Source organism: Marivita sp. S2033 (assembly GCF_046592965.1).
Classification (GTDB): domain Bacteria; phylum Pseudomonadota; class Alphaproteobacteria; order Rhodobacterales; family Rhodobacteraceae; genus Marivita.
This window is the reverse complement of record NZ_JBISBV010000052.1, coordinates 1-557: the sequence shown is the minus strand read 5'-3', so window position 1 is coordinate 557 and position 557 is coordinate 1. Positions and strand designations below refer to the sequence as shown.

The 557-nt window shown below is 51.0% G+C and carries 1 protein-coding gene; it reads left to right on the top strand.

The window, feature by feature from the left end; translation table 11 throughout:
* The coding region (locus ACGKZZ_RS17270) for a hypothetical protein (RefSeq protein WP_411224755.1) at nt 1-557 on the top strand (557 nt) is incomplete at both ends.

Here is a 557-nt window from a genome sequence, read left to right as displayed (position 1 = left end):
AGCATTGTTTTTGATTACCTGCCCTAAGGAATCGCAGGCACAGGTTTGGAAAGTTTGCATCGAGGAGGCACAATCTGAGGCGGCTATGAACGAAGGAGTTCTCGGACTTGCCCCCAGCGAGGCGGAAGGCATCGTTTCGCAGATTTCAGATACTATTGGTCTCAATCGACCGGTTGATGTCGTTCCATGTGAATTCATGCGTGATATCGCGATTGTACCACCAACAGCTCCTTCGGTTGGCGATTACATTTTGATCAACACGGGCCTTCTGAGCTTTGTCCTGGATGGAGACACTCCCGAGCAAGCCCACTTCATCGTCGCGCATGAGCTTGCTCATATCCTGAACGCTGACTTTTCACCGAAAAAGGCGGCTATGGCTCGAAGGCAGAAGGAAGATGAGGCTGACCTTTTTGGGGTTTGCGCTGTGGCGCGCCTTGGAGGAAGTTGGACGAATCTGGAACGATTTCTCAAACGCCTGCGAAGCGTGGAACACGATGATTACTCCCTGTATGATGAGGTATCCGATGCACTCAAGACAAGATTCGAAAATTGTGCGC